The following is a 23,871-nucleotide window of genomic DNA, read 5'->3' on the forward strand; positions in this document are numbered from 1 at the left end:
TCATCCCTTGGTAGGAGATGCCATGTATTCCCTGTTGGTGGCGGATGACCATCCGCTGTTCCGAGACGCGCTACAAACCGTGATTAGCGGGGGCTTGGCAGGCAGCCTGCTATTGGAAGCAGAGAGCCTTGCTGATGCAATAACGCTGATTGAAGCGCAAACAGAGTTAGATCTATTGCTGCTGGATTTAAGCCTTCCGGATGCGGAAGGCTTAGAGGGGCTGACAGCACTGCGGGAGGCATTTCCCTGGTTGCCGGTGGCGATTGTTTCTGCACATCAAGAGCGCCAGCTGGTACTCGATGCCATTACCCTCGGCGCGGTGGGCTATATTCCCAAATCCACACCCCGGGAAGCGCTGCTGGCGGCGTTAACGCAGATTCTTGAAGGCCAGCTCTACCTGCCGCCCGATATCATGCGTCGCCCAGCACCGCGCACTTCTGCGGTGCCACCCATTGCAAATGCTTCATCGACCAGCGAGCGGTTGGCGCGTTTAACCGATAAGCAGTTAGAGGTGTTGGCGTGCATGACGACAGGCATGTCGAACAAGCATATTGCCCGGGAGTTGTTGATTGCCGAAACGACCGTCAAAACCCATGTCTCGGCGATTCTGCGCAAGCTGAATGCCACGAGCCGGGTTCACGCCATTGTTATCGCAGGCGAGGAAGATCTAAGCTTTCACCGGGCCAACCGCACGCGTTAGGCTTTATTGAGCAGTGTGGCTAGCAGCATGCGCAGCCGCAGGGGCTTTAACGGTTTGAGCAGGCAGTACATGCCCGCTTCGCGGGTTGCGCGCTTAATCTCCGCCTCGTGATTGGCAGTAATCACCACCGCTGCCAAGCCTGGATAACGGCGCTGCAGTCGCGCGGCTAACTCAATGCCGGTTTCGCGGTGATCGCCCAAATGGTAATCCACCAGCAACACTGCCGGTCGCTCACCGTCGCTGACGGCCTCTAACGCACTCACCGTGGCAGCGGCGCGCACTCGGCACCCCCAACTGCCTAGCAGCGCCTGCATACCTTCTATAATCGCCAGGTCATCATCAATCACCCAAATGACACAGCCGCTTAGCGGATCCTCTGCAACGTCAGGCAGCGGCGTATAATGAGTGCTCGCCACTGCAGGCGGCGCGGCCGTCGCGTAGGGTACGGTGATCGAAAATAGCGCACCCGCGCCAGGGCTAGAGGCGAGCGAGATCGGTTGTCCCAGCATGGCGCTGATCCGGTCAACGATGGCTAGACCCAACCCCAAACCGCGGCTGTGGGAGCTATTGGGCTGATTAGCGCGGCGAAACTCCAGAAAGATCGCTTCCCGCTGCTGCTCAGGGATCCCGGGGCCGGTATCGCCCACCATAATTTCCAGGCCATCTCGTCTCCGCCGACAGCCCAGTAGCACGCGCCCCTGCTCGGTATAGCGCACCGCGTTGCTTAAGAAGTTGCGGATCACTCGCGCCAGCAACGCTAGATCCGACTCGACCACCGCACTGGAAGGCACGTAGTGCAGTGTCAGCCCCCGCACCCCGGCCACTTGGCGATACTCCTCTGCCAGCGCATCTAGCAGCGTGCTCACCGCGAAGGGCGCTTTATCGGCGTGGAGTACGCCTGCGTCCAAACGCGAGATATCCACTAGCGTTCCTATCAAGCCTTCAACATCTTTCAGCGAACGGCCAATATGGCCGACCAGAGCTTGTGAGGTATCAGGAAGCGAGTGGGTTTCTAACGCACTGGCAAACAGCCGGGCGGCATTGAGTGGCTGAAGCAAATCGTGACTGACCGCCGCCAGAAATTTCGTTTTGGAGAGGTTAGCGGCTTCGGCTTCGGCTTTCGCGGCCAGTAGGCGCGTATTGACCTGGCTCAGTTCGTCTAAGGTGCGGTGCAGCGCATCAGTGCGCTCACGCACCTGTTCGGCAAGTAACACTGAGCGTTCAAACGCGGCATAGGGCGCGGGGTCGGCACCGCTTCCCGTTTCCACCCGCTCCATCAGCGCTTGGCACACTTTACGCAAGCGACGGTTCTCTTCCCGCAGCGCCGCGACATCCGCCGCGTCAGTGTTTGTGGTTAGTTGGAAGAGATCCAAACGCCACCCCCGTAAACGTTTGATTCACATGCATACCATGATGCTGTTCACCGTACGTATTGAACCCCACTACGCCTGCCTGGCGCAGCAACTGCGATGCCTGATCCAACTGTTGTAACGCCTCGAGCTCCATCCTGCGTAGAAAACAGTCGCAGCCAATAATCATGCTCGGCGCGCCTAGGCGGGCACCTACTCCAGCAAGCATCACGCTGAGATTATCCAGTAGCGGCGTGGGCTGCATGGCGGTCAGTACAATGCCGTTTTCCACCGCGCAGTAAAAGCTCAAACTACTGTCGCTATTAACACGCTGAATAGAGCGCACGTAGTGCTGGCCGCCGATGCGTACGGCTAATGGATGACGGGCAAAAATGCCAGCGTTGAGCTGCGCAGGCGCACTACATACCAGTTCGGCATATACCTGGGCGGCAGGCAACCCGTTGAGTTCTATCACCCGCCGCTGTTCGCGGTCAGCCTCGGTCACTACGAGTTTGTGGGCCAATGGTATTAAGTGGTGGGTTGAAAATACTTCAAAAGGCAGCCGAGTGTTGATCATCACCACCACTGCTGCACGGGTATAAAAGCGCCCAGCGGTATACACATGGGTATGGCTAAGGTGATTGTCGTCACCCGCCGAGCCGCCAAAACTGGGGATACGGCCTAGGGCGGCATCTAAGGTAGCGAGCACCTGCTCTTCACGGCTGGATAAGCCATCCAATAGCGTCAGCGCAAAGCTGTGTTCGTTAATCGGCGCGATGGTTTGTTGGCGGCACTGCTCCAACAGCGTATCGACCAGCGGTTGAGCGTTGGCTAGTTCAAAATGCTCCAGGTCGTCGATCAGCGCCGTTTCAATGGCAAACAGTCGGCGATCAAACCCAATCGCCACGATGGAACCGCGGTCATAGCCTCCAGGGGTTATTTCCCCAGCCGTCGTACAGCCACTTAGCGGCGTGGTGGGAAAACTACTTTCCAGCGCGTCTGCTAGGGCAGCTAAATCATACTCCGCGCTGCAGAAGAACAGCACGAACCCCAAGTGTTCGTGCTGTAAAGCGTCGGCTAACTCCGCCGCTGCCTGGCAAGCATTAGCCTGCTGACTGGCCGCAGTAAGAATACCCTGCTCAACCTGATAAGTGGTCACGGCACCACCTCTCTAGTGCGGCATATGTATGCGCCGCTGCAAGTCTTAACGCGCAGAACGCATCATCAAGCTGCTTGGATGTCGCATGTTGCGTTTCAGCTAATTTTTCAAGCTGCTTCGCCAATTCGGCAAGCTGGTCGGCGCCCATACTCAATGACTCGCCGCGCAGTTGGTGGGCAAGCCGCTCAACCTGCTGTGTCTGCTCTGACGTTAGGGGAGTAGCGGCCAAACACGCAGCCAACTGAGCGGAGTAATCGCTTACTTGCTGATGATATAGCATGATCAGTTGTGTAACGCTCGCCTCCCCTAGCGTCGTTTTCAGCATGCCAAGGGTATCGCTGTTAAGGAGTGATTGCTGCTTGGTTAACGGAGGAGAGACCGCTAATGCCTGTAAAGGCGTTGCGTCTGGGGTTGCAAAAAGTTGTAATGCCAACACGTTACTTAACGCCGCAAGCGACAGTGGCTTAGTGATGTAATCATCCATGCCCGCCGCCAGGCAGCGTTTACGGTCATCTTCAGCCCCCCCGGCCGTCATGGCAACAATCGGCACACTGGCCAGCCAGCCACCCTGTTCCCGCAAACGCTGGGTGACTGCCAGGCCATCCATATCGGGCAGTTGAATATCCATAAAGATCAAATGCACTTGTTGGGATTCGGCCATGGCCAAGGCATCATGGCCGTTCTCGGCCCAGACGACATCGCAACCTAAGCGCGCCAACAAGCCCATCGCGACTTTGCGATTAACGGCATTATCCTCTACCAGCAGCAGTGTTGTGCCGGTAAAGTCCCGTTTGGGGGATGGGGGCAGCGTTCTGGATACGGGGTCAGCGGCGATCAAGGGCAACTCACACCAGAAAGTGCTACCTTGGCCTAATTGGCTTTTTACCCCTAATCGCCCCTGCATGGCTTCGCTTAACCGTTTGCAAATTGCCAGACCTAACCCGGTACCACCAAATCGACGTGCCACCGACTCATCCGCCTGCTGAAAAGGCTCAAATAGACGCTGCTGTTGCTGTTCGCTTAGACCACAGCCCGTATCACTGACCTCAAACAGTAACTGCTCCACCGTCGAAGAGACTCGTACGCTGACATCACCGTGATCAGTGAATTTAATCGCATTGGCAATTAGGTTAAGCAAAATTTGCCTCAGCCGACCTGCATCGACAAGCACCCAGGCAGGCACCAGTGCATCGACATTGACCGATAGCGTTAACCCTTTCATTTTTGCTCGGGGCGCAAATAGCACGACAACACTATCGACCAGCGGCTTGAGTTCCGTAGGCGATGTTTCAAGGGTTAAGTGCCCTGCTTCGATTTTTGAGAAATCGAGAATTTCATTGATCATCGCCAGCAATTGGTTGGCGCTGTCGTGGATCGTATGAGCGTAATCTTCTACCTGAGCGGGGCTGGCGGATTCACGCAGCAGCTCACTCATGCCGATAACACCGTTCAGCGGCGTGCGAATTTCATGGCTGACCATGGCTAAAAAGTCTGACTTTGCCTGATTCGCCGCCTGAGCCTGTTTGGCGGTGACTTCCAGCTGCCGACCAAGCTGCTCCTGGCTCCGCCTTATCGCCGCACTCTCACGCATTTCACGCACCAAAAAAGCAATCACCAGAAACGCCGCTAAGCTCATGCCAATAATCAGGCTCATCAGCAACTTGTAAAGCAGGCTGAGCTGGGCACGCTCCTCCGTCGCCGATTCGGCTAAATAGCCGTTAATAGCAATAACCAGGCGTTCAGTCAGTTGCGTTAGTACCTGTAGCTCATCTTCCAGCGCTGCTATCGGCAGTTGATCAAACACGCCGTAGGGTTCGAATATGATATCCAGCACATCAAGCTGCTGCTGAATTTCTTCCAGTAGCTCACGGGCGGTATCGATCTGCTGCAACAAGTTGCTGACTTCGCCGTCGTTAAGCAGCGTTATACGGCTATAAAGTAGCTCAAAGCGAAGATTTAGCTCCTCGTGAGCCGTCGGAGTTATCGGCTCGCGGGTTGCCGCCAATAAATGATTAAGTAGCTGTACCGCATCACGATCCAGCTTATAAACAACCCAGGCGGTATCTTCCCTCAGGCTTTGGGTTAGATTTTCCTGCCGCCAAGCGGCCAAGGTAGCGACGACCAACGCCGCAGCGAACAGTAACACCGCGACAATGGCAACGAGCTTAAAACGGCGAGGATAACGCAGTAGGTTGGAAGCCTGCGCACTAGGAGCGCTAGAGAACATTAATATGCATAACCTGCCATACCGCTCTAAAGCGGATTTTTTCGCTTAACAGCACTTCATCTTGATCAAAGGGGTAGAGCACCCACAAAGGGCCATATTCGCGAATCGGAATCGCCTCACCGTTTTTTTCGATGGCTAAGATGACATCGTGCTCAATAAAATCACTGACCGGTATTTCGGCTTCGTAACCGTTCAGCGCGGAAACGTGAACCGCATCACTGTCGGAGCTTAATAGCGCCAAAAGATCACGCATTAAAGGGCCACTATAGTGGCTTCGGCCCTCTGTCCACGGCGTGCTGGTATCAAATTCATACTGTGGTAAAGCCGCTAACATGGCCCGGTCAAACTGCGCTTCACTCCCCACATTGGTAAGGTCTATGTTACCACTGACGGTCAAAATAACGGGCCCGTTAGGCACGTCTAGTTCATCGACTGAATCAGCAAGCCCCACCAGGGGAGCGCTGAACATCAGCACGGCCCACCCCATTAACCACGCTTTCACAGTAAACACCTCACGCAAGGTTGCCCGCTGGTTATAGCTCCCAGGAACAATAAAAGAAGACAGCGTAAAGGTTACGCCATCTCCTTAAGCAGGTCAGGGCAAATACTGTTTTTTTCGTCACTGAAACGTTATTTACTGTTCACACTAGGGTTACGATTTGATTTTCTCGAAGGGTTCAAAGCGCACCAAATCTTCGTAGGCGTGCCAACTGGCATGTCCTAGCACAGGCAAAATAAGTGCAAGACCAATGTAAAACGTCATAACGCCAACCAGAACGCACAGGGTAAGAATCACCGCCCATAACAGCATCACGCGAAAGTTACGCGCGACACAGCGTACGCTAGCTTCTATCCCCTCCATAAAGGTTAGGTCTTGATCCATCAAGGTAGGAATCGCTACAACGCTTATGGCGAAGGCGCCAAAGGCTAAAATCCCGCCTGCAACTGTGCCCACTGCCAACATGCCCAGGCCCTCTGAGGTGGTCAGCAGCGCAGTATAGAGCGACGCGGGACTAGGCACTTCAAAACCGAAAAATAGTGCGAACAGCAGCGTGGCCAAACGAATCCAAGCGAGGAAGAAGATCATCATCATGACGCCCATCATCGCCAGCTGACCAGCGTGGGGCTTCCAGCTTCCAAACGCATCACCTAGGTTAGGTACTTGTCCACGTTCCAACGCTCGGCTAATACCATAAGAGCCTACTGCCACCAGCGGGCCAATAAACATAAACCCGGCAATCATGGGCAGCAGCCAGTACCAGTAGCCCATGGTGAAGGCGCCAAGAGTAATGGCAATACTCAAACCCACCCAAAACATGCCATAAGAGAGGCTCACTGCCGTTGCCCGGCGAAAATCCTCTACGCCAGCAGCCAACCACGCCCTGGGTCGATCCAATCCAACCTTGTTAATAGTGATTTTAACGCTGGGTTGATCCGCATGGTGGTTTGTTTTTGTTGTAGCCGCATTCATGGCATCACTCCTGTTGTTCCTGATATAGACCCTGGATTCAGGATTTACCTCTAAGGCATCAACACTCATTACCCGTTGACGGTATTAACACTAAATTAATGGCTTAACATTATTTGTTAATACCCTCTTAATGTAGCTGACCAACGCTGTTTGGGGCGACGCTTTGAGATGCGCGTACAAAAAATCCACGAAACAGCTGTGAACCGCCAATTAAATTGCTGCGTTAGTAAAAACCGATATAGTCAAGACGCGCGACGGACGGCCATAAAAAACTCCGAGCAACTGCCCGGAGTTTTGGGTTTTCCGTACGTGACGCTCTGAATGTCTAGCGCACAATCATTACCGACATTTTGGCATGGTGCACAACGTGCTCTGCATTGGGGCCGAGCACATAATCGACAAACTTACGCTTATTGTGGGAAGCCATGACGATTAGATCGACGTCCAGTTTCTTACCGGCTTTAATAATGGCCTCCCAAGGTGAGCCATCCACAATGACACTTTGTACCTGAATGTCGTCGGGCACATTCGTCTTGATAAAGTCATGGAGCGCATCGGTGATCGCTGTATGCGCTTTTTTGGAGAAGTCCTTGGGGAAGTAGGAGCCCACCATGGGCATACGATAGTCCGGCAGTACCGTCACCACATGAAGCGAGGCGCCAAAAGTTCGACATAGCGTCAGGGCTGTGGGCAGCGCCTTCGACCAGGAAGACTCCTCGTTCAAATCCACCGGCAACATGATCTTGCTATACATGGCACTCTCCTTCATGCGGTGGCGGCAGCTTGCGTGTTATCGCGACGCCGACGCTGCATCAATACGATCAACCCAAAGACCAAGAAGGCAGGAATCCACATTAGCTCCTTAGTCCAGCGGTCGACGGGGGCCAGAACTTCGATGATTTCTTGATCGAAGTCGAAACCGAGCTCTGCCGCTTGGCTGCCGTAGGTCACCATATCAACGGTTGCCGTGCCATCCTCAATAAATAGCTCCATGCCCAGGTTATTGAGCCGCTCCTGACCTGTTTCGCCTTCAGGTACCGGTAATGTCATGTAAGTGGTCATGGGATCGCCATAATCATCAAGACCCGCAATCTGCAAACGCAAAGTGGAGTCTTCATCCACATCACCCAGCGCTTCGACGAATTGCGCGGGTGGGATGGATTCGTAGGGATCATGAATCATGTCCATCCAGAAACCAGGCCGGAACAGCGTGAACGCAATCAGCAGCAGCACGATAGACTCATACCAGCGGTTGCGCGTAATCATAAAGCCCTGGGTCGCGGCAGCGAAGATCAACATGGCGATGGTCGACACCACAAAGATCAACACCCCCTGAAGGAAGGTCACATCGATGAGTAGCAGATCGGTATTGAAGATAAACAGAAACGGCAGCGCCGCGGTACGAAGGCTGTAATAGAACGCCTGGAAACCGGTTCGAATGGGATCGCCACCGGATACTGCCGCCGCCGCAAAGGAGGCCAGCCCCACCGGTGGGGTAACGTCGGCCATGATGCCAAAGTAGAACACGAACAGGTGTACCGCAATCAATGGTACCAGCAAGCCATTTTGAGCGCCCAGGTTGACGATGACCGGTGCCAGTAGTGCCGATACGACGATGTAGTTTGCTGTCGTAGGCAGCCCCATGCCGAGGATCAAGCTAAGCACAGCGGTAAGCAGCAAGATTAGCATCAAGTTGCCCATGGCCAGCGTTTCCACTACTTCGGCTAGCACCAGACCCACCCCGGTCTGGGAGACGGCACCGACGATGATACCGGCGGTGGCCGTGGCAATGCCGATGCCGATCATGTTGCGGGCACCAGTGACCAGGCCATTCCAAAGATCCATCGCGCCTTCACGCAGATCCGCCCTCATATCGCTGCGTCCGCGAAAGATTGACGTAATGGGGCGCTGGGTCAGAATAATGAGAATCATGAAAACGGTGGCCCAGAAAGCCGACAGTCCTGGCGATAAACGTTCCACCATCAGACACCACACCAGCACAATAACCGGCAGGATGTACTGCAAGCCAACCAGCACCGTCGGTTTGGTCTGGGGCAGTGTAAAGATCGGTTGGTTAGGGTCATCGAGCTCGAGCTCTGGGTAACCGGCCGCCAGTTTGAGCAGGGCGATATAAATGACCGTAAGTCCAACGGCTACCACCCAGGGGGTCGCATCCCCCAGTACCGGCTTGAGCCAGCCAAGGCCGTAATAAACAGCCAGGGCGGTGCCCATCATCAGTAGCAAGCCACCGAGAAAGCCAATCACTTTATTGACCAGCGGCTTAGGTGGGTTACTGCTTTGCAGCCCCTTCATGTTAGCCTTGAGGGCCTCAAGGTGAACGATGTAGACCAGCGCAATATAGGAGATCAGCGCGGGAAGGAAGGCATGCTTGATCACCTCGACATAAGAGATGCCCACATACTCGACCATCAAGAAAGCGGCCGCCCCCATTACCGGAGGCATAATCTGTCCATTGACCGATGACGCCACTTCAACAGCGCCCGCCTTTTCCGCGGAAAATCCGACACGTTTCATCATCGGCACGGTAAAGGTGCCAGTGGTCACCACATTGGCAATCGAGGAGCCGGAAATCAGACCGGTCATGGCCGAGGCCACCACGGCAGCTTTCGCTGGTCCGCCGCGATAGTGGCCCAATAGTGAGAACGCCACCTTGATAAAGTAATTGCCAGCACCCGCCTTATCGAGCAGAGCACCGAATAACACAAACAGAAACACGAAGCTGGTTGATACCCCCAGAGCGATACCGAAGACCCCCTGCGTAGTCAACCACTGGTGATTAATCAAGCCAAAGAGGCTCACCCCTCCATGGGAAAGAATACCCGGCATCCAAGGGCCAGCCAGGCTATAGAGAAGAAAAACCGACGCTACAATCATTAACGGCGGGCCAAGCGCTCGACGCGTCGCCTCGAGCAGCAGCAGTATCCCTGCGATTCCAATAATAACGTCCTGCAGTATCGGTGCGCCGGGGCGCTGGGATAACTGCTCGTAAAACATAAACATGTAAGCGCCACAGAAGGCCGCCGCCGCTGCAAGCACCCAATCCTGAATCGGAACACGGTCGCGCGGGGAGCGCTTGAGTGCCGGATAAGCCATATACGCCAAAAAAAGCGCAAAGGCCAAGTGAATAGAACGCGCCTCAGTGGCACTAAATACACCAAACCCAAGGACGAAGGGCACTGGCGAAGCGATCCACAATTGAAAAAGAGACCACACTGCCGCAATGCTTACCAAAAGCTTTCCGGGCATGCCGGCTGGCTTGCGGGCTCCTGTGTCGCTAGAGGCGACCATATCCTCCAAGTCTACTCCGGCTCCCGAAGGCCTGTTCTTATCGTCTGTCATCTGCCTGCCCCGCTCCGAGTCGATTGACGCATCATTGCCATATCGAAATGCCCTATCAACATTTTAAACGCCCTATCAACATTCTAAACCAAAATGCGCGGCACCCTGAGGTAACCGCGCATTTCTTACTAAGGTAGTATCACCTTAGGCGTCTGGATTACTCAATCCAGCCTTGTTCACGGTAGTAACGCGCTGCCCCATCGTGCAACGGTGCGGAAAGCCCTTCACTCACCATCTCTTCTGGATCAAGATTTTCGAAGGCCGGATGCAGACGCTTGAAACGATCGAAGTTGTCAAAAACCGCCTTGACGGTCTGATAGATCACTTCTTCGTCAGCCTCAGCGGTGGTGACAAAGGTCGCTGCCACGCCGAAGGTTTCGACATCTTCGTCATTGCCGCGATACAGACCACCCGGAATTACCGATGCGGCGTAGTAAGGATATTCATCGACGATGCCTTGAATGTCTTCGTCGTTCAACGGAATCAGACGAGCATCAACGGTGGTGGTGGCTTCCTGGATGGAGCCATTGGGGTGGCCAACCACGTATACCATGGCATCGACGTTATTATCAGCGAGTGCCGCCGCTTGCTCGGCAGCATCAAGCTGAGATGCCAACGAGAAGGTGTCTTCAGTCCAGCCCTTGGCTTCCATCACCACTTCCATGGTGTTGCGCTGGCCCGAACCTGGATTACCAATGTTGACACGCTTGCCTTCCAAGTCATCGAGCGTCTCGATGCCAGAATCAGCCCGCGCAAGCAGCGTCAACGGCTCACCGTGGACACGGAACACCGCACGCAGCTCTTCGTAGGGCTCGCCTTCGAAATTCCCAGTGCCGTTGTAGGCTTGATACTGAACATCGGATTGAGCGACACCCATGTCCAATTCGCCGGACTTGATGCCATTGATATTGGCGACAGAACCACCGGTGGAAGGTGCATTACACTTAATATCGGCGTCTTCGAGACGATTAACCAAACGACAGATCGACTGACCCACGACGTAGTAAACGCCGGTTTGGCCACCGGTGCCAATGGTGATGAATTGCTCGTCATCCTGTGCCATTGCCGGTGAGGCGAAAGCAGCGGCGGCAAGTAGCGCACCGGAGAAAGCAGTAGTGGAAAATACATGGCGTTTCATGAACACACCTCTTTGTATTGATGTTGTGAGCGTATTTGATGTTACGAGCATCGCACGCTTTGGTCTCACCTGATGAACCGTTCCCTCAGGTGCCCTTGTTCCAAAACGTTTTCAAGACATTCTATTTTCAAGACAAACGGTTACAGGCGACCCATAAGCTGCCTGCTAGCATTACTTTAGCGAAAAAAACCTAATTAGCGAAATGTAATACGCTAAATAATGAATTTCGCTGTCGTCTAATACTCAGTGTAGCGGTCTTCATCGTTTAGGGAGCGTTAACTGCTATACCGCCTTTGCATAGGGTAAGCAAAATTAATCAACGTTATAGCCCAAAACGCGCGGCAGCCATAGCGCGATAGCGGGGAAGATTGCCACTAGCGCTAGCGCACAGCCCATTGCAACGACAAACAGCAGCGCCCATCCGATGGTCTGCTCCAAGCGAATTTTGGCCACTTCGGTGGTCACCATCAAATTCACCGCCACCGGCGGGGTAAATTGGCCAATGGCAATATTCATCGCCAACAGAATCCCAAACCACACCGGGTTCCACTCAAAATGCTGCATCACGGGGATCAAAATCGGCATCATGATCAAATAAATCGAGATCGCATCCAACAGCATCCCAGCGACCAACACTGCTAACATCACCAGGATTAGCAGCAAAACGCCGTTATCGGTCAGGCTAATAATCCATTCCGCCAAGTGGCGGAAGGTGCCCAGCATGGTTCCTGCCCAGGCAAAAATCCCCGCCAGAGCGATAATCAGCATCACCACGCCGGAAATAATCGCCGCCTCACCCAATAGCTCCCATAAATCACGCAGCGACAGCTCGCGGGTTAGAAAAAGACCGACAATCGCACCATAAGCAACGGCTACCACGGCCGCTTCGGTGGGTGTAAACAGCCCTGAACGCAAACCACCCAAAATCAGCACCGGGGCAAACAGCGCCGGTATCGCCTGTTTAAAAGTGGAGCGCACACTTAGCCTTTCAGCCCCCTCTATGGGTGTGCCGCCCTCCCAACCGTAGCGTTTGGAAACGAGCATAGCGGGCACCAGTAGCGCCAGCCCCGCCAGAATACCGGGAAATAAACCTGCTGCGAAAAGTGCGCGTAAATCAACGCCCGGCACCACGATCGAGTAAAGAATCAGCGCCACTGAAGGGGGAATGAGAATCGCCGTCGAAGCAGAGGCGGCAATCAGCGTGGCGGAAAACGGCTTGGGGTAGCCCGCTTTGGTCATACTCGGCAGCATCACCATCGCAACCGCCGCGGCATCAGCAGGGCCTGAGCCACTCATTCCGCCCATAATCATACACACCAGCACCGCCACCAAGGCCAAGCCACCGTGGCGCGGGCCAATCAAAGCCTGGGCAAAACGCACTAAACGCAGCGCTACACCGGAACGTTCAAAAATAAGCCCGGTTAAGATAAACAGCGGAATCGCAATCAAAGGGTACTTGGCAATACTGTTATAGGTATTGGTACCCATCGTTGCGAGCATGTCCGGTGACAAACCCAGCACGATGCCAACGGCCCCGGAGAGCGCCAGCGAAAACGCTACCGGCACCCCCGCTATCAGCAGCCCCGCAAACGCCAGTATCATCCACACATCAGGGCTCATCGGTGAGCCTCCCCGTTAAACGGTCGGCGGTTTGCTGGCATAAGCGCCACACCATGGCCGCAGAAAGCACGGGCAGCCAGACTAAATACCACCACTGAGGCAAGCCAAGCCCTGGTGACAGCGACTCCCACTGATACTCTTGCCAGGCCATCTTGCCGCCATACCAAGTGATCAAACCCAGCACGGTGGCACCGCAAAGCGCTTGAAAAAGGATCAGTGCACGACGGTACTTGAGCGGCAATGCCCGTTCCAAAAAGCCAATACGAATATGGCGGTTACGCCGCAGCGCCACCGAGGCACCGGCAAAGGTCAGGACTACCAACAAAAACACAGAAAACTCTTCGGTAAATGAAAAAGAGCCGCCGGTTAAGTAGCGAGTAATCACATTACCAAGACTAATCAATGAGATAATGATTAATGCCAGCGCGCCCAGCCAACGTTCAGGGCGCGCATCAGGAAAGCCTTTCATGGCAGCCTCACAGCAAAAAACTCCCAGCCTTCAAGGCCGGGAGTTTGAACATCAAAAGTAATTAACGCGCGTCGATAGCGGCTTGTGCGGCCTCTACCACCTCTTCACCAATCCGCGGCGCCCATTTTTCGTAAACGGACTGGGTGGCATCGACAAACGCCTGGTACTGCTCATCGGAAAGCTCGGTTACTGTGACGCCGCGCTCTTGAATCGCCGCAAGCCGCTCGCCCTCTTCTTCACGGGTCATGGCGATTTCCCACTCACCCGCTTCTACCGCGGTTTCGCGCAGCAGGGTTTGCTGCTCTTCGCTCAATGTTTGCCATACCTGCTGATTGACCGCAAAAATCAGTGGGTCATTCATGTAGTTCCAGAGTGTCAAATGCTCCTGGCCGACTTGATCAATGCGCGCGACGTCAAACACAGAGAGTGGGTTTTCCTGGCCATCAACGGCGCCGGTGGTCAGCGCAGGCTGAGCGTCTGTCCAGCTCATTTGGGTGGGGTCGGCGCCCAATGCCGAGAAGGTATCCTGGAACAGCGGCGAGCCAACAACGCGGATTTTCAGGCCGTCCAAGTCGTCTGGTTGGCTAATCGGCCCGCGAGAATTGGAAACCTGGCGGAAACCGTTTTCACCCCAGGCTAACGGGATAACGCCACGAGATTCGATTGCTTCAAAAACCAACTCCCCTGCTTCACCACCGGTAACCGCATCAACGGCGGCTTCATCGGGAATGAAGAACGGTAAAGAGAATAGATTAAGTTCCGGCACCTGGGGCGACCAGTTGATGGTCGAGCCCACAGCGGCGTCAATCAACCCGGAGCGCATGGCGGAAAATTCGCGGGTTTGGTCACCGGAAACCAGTTGAGAGTTGGGGTAAACGCGCAGCGTTAACTCGCCGTCGCTACGCTCCTCAACTAGTTCGGCCCACTTCTCAGCCGCCTGCCCCCAGGGGAAAGCGTCAGACAAAACCGTAGAAACCGAGAGTTCGCGTGCTTGTGCAGAAAGGGAGGCGGTCAGCAGAGCCGCACCGGCCAAGCCAGCGGTTAAACGAGCCATTGGGCGTGTCAGCGTCATGGTAGATCCTTTTTTAGCTATTTTTATGATGTGCGTTTAGTGGTGTGCGTGGACAGCAGTTGTGAAGCTTTTCGAGAAAGCCCCACTTATTGTATGCACTTAGGGCGCGAAAGGAAGTCGCCTAAGGTCGGCATGTGGCAGTACTGGCCCTTGAGACCAGGGTATAAGGCAACACCAAATTGTCTACTTGCCTCCCTTCCAGCACCTCGATCAACATCGCAACAGCTTCGCGTCCGAAGGCTTCCGCCGGTTGGGCAATCGTCGTCAGCGGCGGGTCGCTGTAGGAGGCAAACGCAATATCATCAAAGCCTGCCACCGAAATATCCTCCGGCACCCGCAGGCCCGCTTCTTTGATACGGCTTATAGCGCCTATGGCCATTTCATCGCTTTCACAAAAAATGGCGGAGGGGCGCTCCGCTAAAGCAATAAGCGTTTCAGCCGCCTGATAACCAGAACGTGGCGTGAAATCGCCAGGACAAAGCAGGCACTCATCTAACGGAATGCCCGCTGCGCTCAACGCATCCTGGTAGCCTTGTTGGCGGTCACGGGTCAAGGGGCTGCGCCGAGGCCCTTTAATCATGCCAATTCGACGATGCCCCAGGGAGATCAAGTGCTCGGTGGCCTCCCGGGCTGCCGCTCGGTTATCGAGTTTGACGGTGGGACAGGGCGCATCGTCCAGCACCTCGCAGGCATTGATCATGGGCAATACCGCCCCAGCAGGAAACGCCTTTTCAGAAAAAGGGTTAAAAGCACGCAGTTGAATCACGCCATCCGCCTGGCGGGTACTGACTAAACTGGCGTATTGGGTTTCCATCGCCTCATTACCAAGCGTATTACACAGCAAAACGCCGTAGCCGCGTTCTTGGGCCGCCTCCTGAATACCGCTGATTACCCGCGCAAAGAAGGTATTTGCGATAGTGGGTACTAAAACCACTAAGTTATAAGTGCGCTGTGAGCGAAACTGAACCGCCATCAAATTAGGTTTGTAGCCCGCTTGATCAACGGCCTTCAGCACTTTTTCCCGGGTGGCCGGTGAGACGATATCCGGCGACTTTAACGCGCGTGATACGGTCGCTACCGATACCCCCGCCAACTCGGCGACCTTACGTATATTGGTCATGGCCTCCCTTATCACTAGGTAATCGCCGTAAGCAGATGGTTGCGCGGCATTATTCATCTCAGCTTAACGTATCCCAGCGTTAAACTCAGCGCGCGATTTCCCAACCCTTCGCGCGCACCGATAGACCTTTGTCGCATTGACGCTTATAGCGTGAAGCCCTAATTTCAAGCCAAATGTAACCGGTTACATTATCGTCTGTACAAGCGCAGCCTGAACAAGCGCCACCTGAAAAATCATAAGCTTTATTAAAGCAGGAGCCTCTCTATGCCGCGACCCAATCAACCCCGCATCCGCTTAGGCATGATCGGCGGCGGACAAGGGGCGTTTATCGGCCAAGTTCACCGCTTAGCTGCTCGCCTTGACGACACCTGCGAGCTGGTATGTGGCGCCTTTAGCCGCTCGGCGGATAACAACCAGCTGACCGGCGAAGCGTGCCACCTACCTGACGAACGTATTTACGCTGACTGGCAGCAATTACTGGAAAGCGAGCAGCAACTTCCCGCCGAACAGCGCATGCAGTTATTGGTGATCGTAACGCCTAATCACCTTCACGTACCAATCGCGGAAGCGGCCATGCAGGCAGGCTTTCATGTGTTCTGCGAAAAACCGGCGGCAGTATCGCTCCAAGAAGCTCAGCGCTTAGCAGAAAGCTGGCATGCCAGCGGCTGCCTGTATGGCTTGGCGCATACCTACTTAGGCTACCCCATGGTATGGCAAGCCCGAGAAATGGTGAACGAGGGCCAAATAGGTAGCATTCGCAAAATTCATGTGGAGTACCCCCAGGGCTGGCTAGGCGAGCATTTAGAACAGCAGGGTAATAAGCAAGCCGCGTGGCGCACCGACCCGGCGTTAGCAGGTATCAGCGGCTGCATGGCCGACATTGGCACCCATGCTTTCGGCCTCGCCGAGTTTATTTCTGGACATCGTGTTAGCGCTCTCTGCGCCTCGCTTGCCAGCCACGCCGATGGCCGCCAATTAGACGATGATGGCGATGTACTGCTGCGCACCGATCAAGGCGCCAGCGGAACCCTCATTGCCAGCCAGATCTGCAGCGGGGAAGAAAACGCACTTAAAATACGTATTTACGGCGATAAAGGGGCGTTGGAGTGGCACCAAATGGAGCCCAACAGCCTGTTCTACCGCCCGCTTCAAGCACCGATGCGCACCCTCCGTGCGGGCATCGACCAACCCGACCTTTTCCCCAGCGCAATGCAGCGATTGCGCCTACCTGGCGGCCACCCTGAGGGGTATCTGGAAGCACTCGGCAACCTTTACCGCGACTTTGCCCACGCCATTCATCAAGGCAAGCAAGGCGACGTTGAGGGCGTTCCCGGCATGGCCTCCGGGCTACGTGGCATGGCGTTTATCGAGGCCGTCACCACCAGCACCAAAAGCGAACAGAAATGGACGCCACTGCCTGCCACTCAACTAACGGGAGCCTAATCATGCCAAACACCCACAAAGGCATCCGCGGGCCCGCCATTTTCCTGGCCCAGTTTATCGGCGACGAAGCGCCTTTCGATAGCCTCGACGGTATCGCTCGTTGGGCGGCCGAACAGGGCTATCAAGCCATTCAGCTACCCACTGCAGACAGTCGTTTTATCGACCTGCACAAGGCCGCTGAAAGCCAAAGTTACTGTGATGAGTTAAACGCCCGCTGTGAAAAAGCCGGCGTTGTGATCAGTGAACTCTCTACCCACTTACAGGGCCAACTGGTCGCCGTGCATCCCGCTTGCGACGACTTATTCGATGATTTTGCGCCTGTTGAGCTACACGGCAAGCCGCAGGAGCGTACCGAGTGGGCCATTGAGCAGCTAAAGCTGGCTGCCAAAGCCAGCCAACGGCTTGGTTTAACGGCTCACGCGACGTTTTCCGGGGCGCTGCTATGGCCCTTTGTTTACCCCTGGCCCCAACGTCCTGAGGGGCTAGTCGAAGAAGGGTTCAACGAGCTGGCCCGGCGGTGGCGGCCAATTCTGGATGCCTTTGATGAGGCAGGTGTTGATCTGTGCTTTGAGATTCACCCTGGCGAGGATCTTCACGACGGTGCGTCTTTCGAGCGGTTCCTGGCGGCAGTGGACAACCATCCACGGGCGAAAATTCTTTATGACCCCAGTCACTTACTGCTGCAGCAGTTGGATTATCTCGAGTTTATCGACCGCTACCACGAGCGTATCGGCATGTTCCACGTTAAAGACGCTGAATTTAACCCCAATGGCCGCAGCGGCGTTTATGGCGGTTACCAGGGTTGGGTAGAGCGCCCTGGACGCTTCCGTTCATTAGGCGATGGGCAGATCGATTTCAGCGAGATTTTTAGCCGCCTGACGCAGTACGGATTTGATGGCTGGGCGGTGCTTGAGTGGGAGTGCTGTATTAAGGACGCCGCCCAAGGCGCCGCACAGGGCGCGTCTTTCATCCAGGCGCACCTGATTCAACCTGCCGGTCGCGCCTTTGACGATTTCGCTGGCGTAACCGCCAGCCCTTCTCGCAACCGACAAATTCTCGGTCTTCCTTCACACCGCTAATTGATTGTTTTAAATCAAGACCACAACCACAACAAAGGATCACGTCATGGCTATGATACGCACACGACTCAGTATCATGATGTTTTTGCAGTTTTTTATCTGGGGCGGCTGGTTTGTCACCCTTGGCACCTTCCTGGCCAACAACCTCAACGCCAGCGGTGGTCAGATTGGCATGGCGTTCTCCACCCAATCCTGGGGTGCCATTATTGCCCCTTTCATTATTGGCTTGATCGCTGACCGCTATTTCAACGCCGAGCGTATTCTCGCCGTACTCCACTTAGCAGGCGCTGCGTTAATGTACGGCCTGTATGTCGCCAGCGATTTCAGTACGTTTTACCCGTTAGTGTTGATGTATATGATTATCTATATGCCGACACTGGCGCTGGTTAACTCAGTCTCTTTTCGCCAAATGAGCGACCCAGGCCAGGAGTTCGCCAAAATCCGCGTGTGGGGAACCATCGGTTGGATTATCGCGGGCTTGGGTATCAGTTACTTATTCGCCTGGGACTCTTCTCAAGGCATCGCCGACGGCATGCTGCGTAACACCTTTTTGATGTGCGCTATCGCATCATTAGCCCTAGGCCTATACAGCTTTAGCCTGCCCGCCACGCCGCCTAAAGCAAACGGCCCGGTTGGCTTAAAAGAAGTACTAGGGCTAGATGCACTGGCCCTGCTAAAAGACCGCAACTACGCCATCTTCTTTATCGCCTCTATTCTGATTTGTATTCCGCTGGCATTTTATTACCAAAACGCCAACCCTTTTCTGGCAGAGATCGGCGTGACCAATCCAACCGGCAAAATGACCCTGGGCCAGGTATCGGAAGTGCTGTTTATGCTGTTGCTACCGGTCTTTATTCATCGCTTTGGTATCAAGAAAACCTTGCTGATCGGTATGCTGGCGTGGGCGCTACGCTATGCGCTGTTTGCGTTCGGTAACGCCGATGAGATGGTGTTTATGCTCTTGATTGGTATTGCACTGCATGGCGTGTGCTACGACTTCTTCTTCGTGACCGGCCAAATCTACACCGATGCCCGCGCAGGGGAGAAGTTTAAAAGCTCTGCCCAGGGCATGATCACGCTGGCCACTTACGGGGTAGGCATGCTAATAGGCTTCTGGGTAGCCGGTCAGATTACCGATCACTTCTCCACCAACGGCACGCACGACTGGCAAGGCATCTGGATGTTCCCAGCAGCATTTGCTATCGCGGTGCTGGTATTGTTCTTCCTCACCTTTAAAGACGATAAAAACGTAACGGCTAAGCCTAACGTGTAAGGATACAGAGCAAAAAAACAGCCGGGTGTGTGGGCGGCACCCGGCTTACTAAGCTTTGTACGAAAACTGTCCTAACAGATACAGAGCCAACACAATCAACGCAAGCAAACCCACTACTGCACACCAAGCGCCGTCGGCTCGGCTCCTATGCTCATCGAGATATATCACTTTAGAAGCCGAAGGATATTTTCCCAAAGTAACTAGTTTACAGATTGGCCAGCCAACCCAGTAACAAATTGTTCTAAAGAATACCTCTGCCAGTATGTAACCTATCCCCCTAAAAAACCCCCTGCCTATCTCTTCAAAAAAGCCGTCCATAAAACTCCTTTTCGGTTAAACGTAACAAGTAAATACATTGCCCGAATCCGCTTTCTATTTACTTACGGCTTATCATACCTAGTGATCGCAGATAGCAATTATCTCAACACGATAACACTCGCCATTGCCGATGATAAAATAATGGGCACAGCGTAGCTTTCTGTGATCCGGTATTATTAACTCTTTAGCTTTCATTCTTCCGTAACGACAATCAAGCGCTCATCAATGGCAGGGCCACGTGAGTAGGTGTATTCCAAAACAAAGCCATCCGATGCAATAGTTCTGTGACTGTTCCCCCAGAATGCCTCTTCGACCTCTTCTTCTTTGTTTGGTGCATACATTTGAATCAGCGCTTTTAACGCCTGTTCGGCCTTCTGCTTATCTGCATGTAGCCCATAACCAACATCTTTAAACCAATCATTCCACATTAACTTGACATTATCGACTCGGCCGGTGTTTGGCACTTCATTAATAAACCACTTTACTGTTTCAGCGTTCCCTTGAACACACCCATAGAGCTCACCCATTCCAAATGATGCTGACGTGATTTTTGGATTTCGACAATCCAGTGCTTCCGTTGCTTCGCCAGATTCTGAAGTAAATGATTTAAAATCAGCAGCTAAAGCGCTACCTATCATTAAAATAATGCCTAAAGCACACAACACCAGCTTTCTATAAACCTTCATCGTCAATACTCCTTCAGTTTGGCTGGCAGCGATTGAGATCAGTACTCACGTTTCTAGATGCATCTTATTCCTAATTACACTGTATAAAAAAGTCGCACGCAAAGCACCAAGAAACGGCAAATAAATCTCAAGTCCTACTATCTAACCGTGGCATCGAAAACGCAAAAAAGCCCAGCCCCCCCGATACTGTCTAGCATCAGGAGACTGGGCTTGCTCACTGAGGGTACTTAGAAGCGCCTGACTATAACTCTCTCACCCAAACGTTTCGAAAGCTAACGTCCGCATCGTGATCCTGCAGGTAAATGGGTGCGCAGCCGTGGGCTTCGTCGTAGTTGGGTTCGCCAATCCACTCGGTGGTGCCTTGCACTTCAGCATGGTGCTGAACCACTACGCCGTTATGCAGCACGGTGATGTAGGCAGGTGATTCAAGGGCGCCTTCATCATCAAAACGTGGCGCGGTGTAGAGGATGTTATAGCTCTGCCACTCACCGGGCGGGCGGGATGCGTTGACCAGCGGAATATGCTGTTTGTAGATAGATGCCGCTTGGCCGTTGGGATAGGTCGGGTTGTCATAGGAGTCCAGCACTTGCACTTCATAACGCTCCTGCAGGAAGACGCCGCTATTGCCCCGATCTTGACCATCCATGCCTTCAAGATCCTCTGGAGAACGCCACTCCAGGTAGAGCTGCACGTCGCAGAAATCCTGGCGTGTGCGTATTCCTCCCGCGCCGCGATTCACCGTCATCACGCCATCTTCCACTTGCCACTCGGCTGGCCCACCCTCCTCGGCTTCCCACGCGTCTAAATTGGTGCCATCGAATAGCACGATGGCATCGGAGGGAACGCCAGACTCAGGCACTGAAACCGAAGGGGGCACAGGCTCCCACACTTCGGTTTTGGTGGATTGCTGCTCGGGTGTCAGCGCCTCTTTCGAGGCGTCTTCTTGTGCCGCGCTGTCGAATGCCAACAAACTGCCACAAGCCAATAAGCAGAATGCCTGGGCGTATTGATAGTTCATCAATGCTCTCCTTTCCATTATGTGGCCCAAGCAGGCTCGCCGTTATAAGGCGCGCAGCCCTCGTAGCGGCCTGGCACCGCTTCGTAGCGCAAGACTTCAGTCGCGCCAACTTCTGAGGTGAAGAAGCCGAACAGCGTTAGCTGCTTCATCATAGTGAAGTAGTGTGGAAGCGCTTTCTCGCTATCCGCGTGCTCCTGGGATGACTGGGTTTCCGCCGTTTGATTTTGAGCGGTCTGGGTCTCTGCAGTCAGTGCCTCAGCAGGGGTTGGCTGCTTTCTGCGGGCCTGTTGCTGGGCGTGCGCCATCGCTTCGCGATCCAACTCGTTTACGAGCTCTAACCGCTGCTCGCCACTCAGCGCTATAAAATCACGTTCGTAAGCCGCTCTGCTGCGTGCCTCAAGCTGCGCTAAACCAAAATAGAACACCTCTCTTTCTGAGGGCGTATAGCAGTCGCTGACGAACAGGGCCATAAACTCCCCGACGCCAGCGTCTTTAGCACCTGGGGTATCGGTTCTGGGCAGAATGGTTTCGGCAAGCTCGTCCAGCCGCTCTACATCACGGCTGCTAAAGGGATGGCCTGACTGGCCAGCATCGCTAAAGGCAAATAGGGATTTGCCTCCAATCATCGCTGTACCGGTCGTCAGGGCGATCATTTTGAGTAATTCGCGACGATTCATGACAGGTTCCCCCGCTTCAGCTCTTCCACCGCATAGTCCACCGCCCGAGCGGTAAGCGCCATATAGGTTAGAGAAGGATTTACACAAGAGGATGACGTCATGCAGGCGCCATCCGTAACAAACACATTGGGCGCATCCCACACCTGGTTGTGGCTATTGAGCACTGAGGTTTTCGGGTCACGGCCCATACGCGCGGTGCCCATCTCATGGATCCCCATGCCTGGCGCGTAATCGCCTACGTCACCTGTGACGTTCTTCACGCCCGCGGCCTCAAGTAAGTCGACCGCATCTTGAACCATGTCCCGACGCATATCGCGCTCGTTTTGCTTGAGTTCAACGTCGATCGACAGCACCGGCAGCCCCCATTTATCGCGAACGCTGTGGTCAAGGGAGATGCGGTTATCGTGATCGGGCAGCATTTCGCCGAAGCCCGTCATACCGATCGTCCAACCGCCTGGCTGGCTAAGTGCTTGCTTTAAATCAGCGCCGATATTGAGCTCAGCAATTTCGCGATCCCATCCCTCGCGGCTCGCCGCGCCTTGATAACCAAACCCACGCACGTAGCTTCGCTGCTCATCGCCTACGTTGCGAAAGCGCGGAATGTAAAAGCCCGCAGGACGGCGTCCGAAGTAGTATTTGTCGAGATAGCCTTCCACTTCGCCACTGGCACCGCAGCGGAAGTGGTGATCCATCACGTTGTGACCCAGTTCGCCGCTGCTACTGCCCAAGCCCCCTTCCCAGACATCGGTGGCGGAGTTCATCAAAATCCAGGTAGTGTTGAACGTAGACGCATTGAGGAAGATGACATCAGCGGTGTACTCATGGACTTCATGGGTCTCAGCGTCAATCACCTCAACGCCCCGCGCCCGCTGACGGTCTTTGTCGTACAGCACCTGGCTGACAATCGAGAATGGCCGTAACGTTAGATTACCTGTGGCCACCGCCGCGGGAAGCGTGGCGGACTGGGTGCTGAAATAGGCACCATAAGGGCAACCCAGCCAGCATTTATTGCGGTATTGGCAGTTGACGCGATTTTGTTCCGGCTTTGGCTGGGTAATATTGGCGACTCGGCTGTGGATAAGATGGCGCTGCCCACCAAAGGCCTCTTTAATACGCTTGGCGGCATCTTTTTCCACGCAGTTAAGCGGTATTGGCGGCAGAAACTCGCCATCGGGAAGAATATCTAGCCCTTCCTGAGTACCTGCAATACCGGCAAAGCGCTCCACATAGTCATACCACGGGGCGATATCTTCATAGCGAATCGGCCAATCAATGGCGATGCCTTCACGCTGGTTGGCCTCGAAGTCCATAGGGCTGAGCCGATAGCTTTGCCGCCCCCAAAGCAGTGAGCGCCCCCCTACGTGATAGCCGCGAAACCAGTCAAAGCGCTTCTCTTCCACGTAGGGATTGGCCTGTTCATCCGCCCACATGCCCATGGTGGCTTCGTTAAGGGGGTAGTCGCGCCTGAGCACGGGGTGTTTAGCGATCATCTCCTGGGTCGGCTCATTGCGGTGGGGATAATCCCACGCCTCTTTATGGGCATTGTGGTAATCCTTCACGTGTTCAATGTTGCGCCCACGCTCAAGCAGTAAAACCTTCAAGCCTTTCTCTGTAAGTTCTTTAGCGGCCCAGCCGCCGCTAATGCCTGAGCCAACCACGATGGCATCGTAGTGATTATCTGGCATGGTCATC

The 23,871-nt window shown here is 54.4% G+C and carries 20 protein-coding genes; 4 read left to right on the top strand and 16 right to left on the bottom strand.

Going from position 1 to position 23,871, the window contains the following annotated elements:
• Nucleotides 1-22: 22 nt before the first annotated feature.
• Nucleotides 23-700 (top strand): response regulator, encoded by a 678-nt coding sequence (locus HALTITAN_RS12880; RefSeq protein ID WP_022522294.1) that lies wholly within the window; start codon nt 23-25, stop codon nt 698-700.
• On the opposite strand, the gene HALTITAN_RS12885 is transcribed toward HALTITAN_RS12880, so the two are convergent.
• From HALTITAN_RS12885 to HALTITAN_RS12940, 12 genes are all read right to left on the bottom strand, one after another.
• On the bottom strand, nt 697-2,073 hold the full coding sequence (locus HALTITAN_RS12885) for a hybrid sensor histidine kinase/response regulator (RefSeq protein ID WP_009287375.1): 1,377 nt from the start codon (nt 2,071-2,073) through the stop codon (nt 697-699). The two genes, HALTITAN_RS12880 and HALTITAN_RS12885, sit on opposite strands and share 4 nt — an antisense overlap.
• Nucleotides 2,042-3,208: a nitric oxide-sensing protein NosP gene (gene nosP, locus HALTITAN_RS12890; RefSeq protein ID WP_039859390.1), complete on the bottom strand. Its 1,167-nt coding sequence runs from the start codon at nt 3,206-3,208 to the stop codon at nt 2,042-2,044. The genes HALTITAN_RS12885 and nosP overlap by 32 nt, the downstream gene beginning before the upstream one ends.
• Nucleotides 3,189-5,435: a hybrid sensor histidine kinase/response regulator gene (locus HALTITAN_RS12895; RefSeq protein ID WP_009287376.1), complete on the bottom strand. Its 2,247-nt coding sequence runs from the start codon at nt 5,433-5,435 to the stop codon at nt 3,189-3,191. The genes nosP and HALTITAN_RS12895 overlap by 20 nt, the downstream gene beginning before the upstream one ends.
• The gene (locus HALTITAN_RS12900; protein WP_051052028.1) at nt 5,425-5,922 is read right to left on the bottom strand and encodes a putative pterin-binding protein; all 498 of its coding nucleotides are present in this window, start codon (nt 5,920-5,922) and stop codon (nt 5,425-5,427) included. Before HALTITAN_RS12900 ends, HALTITAN_RS12895 begins: the two co-directional genes overlap by 11 nt.
• A 165-nt stretch (nt 5,923-6,087) precedes the next feature.
• Entirely contained in the window at nt 6,088-6,906 is an 819-nt protein-coding gene (locus HALTITAN_RS12905) for a DUF2189 domain-containing protein (RefSeq protein ID WP_039859391.1), read from the bottom strand.
• Nucleotides 6,907-7,231: 325 nt separating this feature from the next.
• On the bottom strand, nt 7,232-7,660 hold the full coding sequence (locus tag HALTITAN_RS12910; RefSeq protein WP_027958076.1) for a universal stress protein: 429 nt from the start codon (nt 7,658-7,660) through the stop codon (nt 7,232-7,234).
• A gap of 11 nt (nt 7,661-7,671) precedes the next feature.
• A complete protein-coding gene (locus HALTITAN_RS12915) occupies nt 7,672-10,266 on the bottom strand; it encodes a TRAP transporter permease (RefSeq protein ID WP_009287379.1) in 2,595 nt (864 codons plus the stop codon).
• A 157-nt stretch (nt 10,267-10,423) separates the two neighbouring features.
• The gene (locus HALTITAN_RS12920) at nt 10,424-11,404 is read right to left on the bottom strand and encodes a TAXI family TRAP transporter solute-binding subunit (RefSeq protein ID WP_022522286.1); all 981 of its coding nucleotides are present in this window, start codon (nt 11,402-11,404) and stop codon (nt 10,424-10,426) included.
• A gap of 312 nt (nt 11,405-11,716) precedes the next feature.
• Nucleotides 11,717-13,024 (bottom strand): TRAP transporter large permease, encoded by a 1,308-nt coding sequence (locus HALTITAN_RS12925; protein ID WP_009287381.1) that lies wholly within the window; start codon nt 13,022-13,024, stop codon nt 11,717-11,719.
• The gene (locus HALTITAN_RS12930; protein ID WP_027958078.1) at nt 13,014-13,493 is read right to left on the bottom strand and encodes a TRAP transporter small permease; all 480 of its coding nucleotides are present in this window, start codon (nt 13,491-13,493) and stop codon (nt 13,014-13,016) included. The genes HALTITAN_RS12925 and HALTITAN_RS12930 overlap by 11 nt, the downstream gene beginning before the upstream one ends.
• Before the next feature lie 61 nt (nt 13,494-13,554).
• Nucleotides 13,555-14,565 carry a DctP family TRAP transporter solute-binding subunit gene (locus tag HALTITAN_RS12935; protein WP_009287382.1) on the bottom strand — a complete coding sequence of 337 codons (1,011 nt, stop codon included), beginning with the start codon at nt 14,563-14,565 and terminating at the stop codon, nt 13,555-13,557.
• A 121-nt stretch (nt 14,566-14,686) separates the two neighbouring features.
• Nucleotides 14,687-15,685 (bottom strand): LacI family DNA-binding transcriptional regulator, encoded by a 999-nt coding sequence (locus tag HALTITAN_RS12940; RefSeq protein ID WP_039859393.1) that lies wholly within the window; start codon nt 15,683-15,685, stop codon nt 14,687-14,689.
• A gap of 264 nt (nt 15,686-15,949) precedes the next feature.
• Here HALTITAN_RS12940 and HALTITAN_RS12945 point away from each other — a divergent pair, with 264 nt between their 5' ends.
• Genes HALTITAN_RS12945 through HALTITAN_RS12955 form a run of 3 tightly spaced genes read left to right on the top strand, consistent with a single transcriptional unit; the run spans nt 15,950 to nt 19,480 of the window.
• Entirely contained in the window at nt 15,950-17,128 is a 1,179-nt protein-coding gene (locus HALTITAN_RS12945) for a Gfo/Idh/MocA family protein (protein WP_039859394.1), read from the top strand.
• A gap of 2 nt (nt 17,129-17,130) precedes the next feature.
• Nucleotides 17,131-18,207, top strand: a complete 1,077-nt coding sequence (locus HALTITAN_RS12950) for a sugar phosphate isomerase/epimerase family protein (RefSeq protein ID WP_039859395.1) — start codon at nt 17,131-17,133, stop codon at nt 18,205-18,207.
• 46 nt (nt 18,208-18,253) lie between these two features.
• Complete coding sequence (locus HALTITAN_RS12955) at nt 18,254-19,480, top strand: nucleoside permease (RefSeq protein WP_009287384.1); 1,227 nt, start codon at nt 18,254-18,256, stop codon at nt 19,478-19,480.
• Nucleotides 19,481-19,989: 509 nt separating this feature from the next.
• Here the strand turns inward: HALTITAN_RS12955 and HALTITAN_RS12965 are convergent.
• From HALTITAN_RS12965 to HALTITAN_RS12980, 4 genes are all read right to left on the bottom strand, one after another.
• Nucleotides 19,990-20,484: a hypothetical protein gene (locus tag HALTITAN_RS12965; RefSeq protein WP_201764692.1), complete on the bottom strand. Its 495-nt coding sequence runs from the start codon at nt 20,482-20,484 to the stop codon at nt 19,990-19,992.
• 241 nt (nt 20,485-20,725) lie between these two features.
• Entirely contained in the window at nt 20,726-21,502 is a 777-nt protein-coding gene (locus tag HALTITAN_RS12970; protein ID WP_039859397.1) for a 3-keto-disaccharide hydrolase, read from the bottom strand.
• 17 nt (nt 21,503-21,519) lie between these two features.
• Nucleotides 21,520-22,179: a gluconate 2-dehydrogenase subunit 3 family protein gene (locus HALTITAN_RS12975; RefSeq protein ID WP_039859399.1), complete on the bottom strand. Its 660-nt coding sequence runs from the start codon at nt 22,177-22,179 to the stop codon at nt 21,520-21,522.
• On the bottom strand, nt 22,176-23,864 hold the full coding sequence (locus tag HALTITAN_RS12980; RefSeq protein WP_039859400.1) for a GMC oxidoreductase: 1,689 nt from the start codon (nt 23,862-23,864) through the stop codon (nt 22,176-22,178). The genes HALTITAN_RS12975 and HALTITAN_RS12980 overlap by 4 nt, the downstream gene beginning before the upstream one ends.
• Between the last annotated feature and the right edge of the window lie 7 nt (nt 23,865-23,871).

The sequence above is a fragment of the Vreelandella titanicae BH1 genome (genome assembly GCF_000336575.1).
Classification (GTDB): Bacteria; Pseudomonadota; Gammaproteobacteria; order Pseudomonadales; family Halomonadaceae; genus Vreelandella; species Vreelandella titanicae.